The organism is Sphingobacterium anhuiense (assembly GCF_042686355.1).
GTDB classification, from domain to species: Bacteria; Bacteroidota; Bacteroidia; order Sphingobacteriales; family Sphingobacteriaceae; genus Sphingobacterium; species Sphingobacterium anhuiense.
Genome location: NZ_JBHUPE010000019.1, coordinates 1 through 893 on the forward strand (window position 1 = coordinate 1; position 893 = coordinate 893).

1 protein-coding gene is annotated in these 893 nt (G+C 32.6%); it reads right to left on the reverse strand.

The features are described from left to right. Positions 1-242: 242 nt before the first annotated feature. The coding region (locus ACFS6I_RS23320; RefSeq protein ID WP_380924154.1) for a hypothetical protein at positions 243-893 on the reverse strand (651 nt) is incomplete at its 5' end.

Here is an 893-nt window from a genome sequence, read left to right on the forward strand (position 1 = left end):
GCTTAAATGATCCCTAAGAAGATTTATGTTGTTATCTTCTGTTTTTTCACTGCTTTTCACGTCTATCGTTTCATTATTCTTTTGACAAGAAAATGTACTAACCAAAACGAGTAAAAGTGCTACAATTTGAATTTTTTTCATACTATAATTTAAATTTTTATTTAATAAAAATACCAATGATCATTATATAACCCAAAATTTCTAATTTGGGTTATATAATTTTACTCTCTTTATGTAGAACATTATTTTATTTTAGTAAAATGGGGAGATGGTCCATTATACGACTCCGTACTTGCTATAGGCATCATTTTATTGGTGTTAAAATCCCATGGATAGTATAATACGAAATTTCCATCATCTTGCAGTACGTAAAATCCAAACTTCACATTATTATAATTTCTATCATCTTGTCTAACGTGAAGATGGTCTGTTGACCAAACCATTACTCCTGGTTTTTGTAAGGTAGGTGTCGCCGTTAAAATTAAGTTACCATCAAGTTGAAAGCTCAGCTGATAGTTTCTGCTAGTTCCAAATTGTTTAAAAGATCCTGAATCCCATAAAATCTTACTCTTTACTTTATCAGCTATATATATATTTCCATCTGCTTGAAAGACCATGCTGAAGCGGCCGTTAGGGCTTTTCATCTCATATGGAAATCGAATTATAGTTCCTGGTCTAAGAATAGCATTTGAGTTCTTATAATGAAGTGTATCGACCTCTACATATCGAGTTCTATTTTGATCTACTCGATATCGTCCCCAAGCGATAGGAATAGCATAATCTGTGTTGATTTCATCATCCCACATTACTCCATAGGATTTTGTGGATACACCATCTAATCCTATATAATCCCCTACTCCTGCATGGTTTTTCCCGGTAGGGATATTATATTT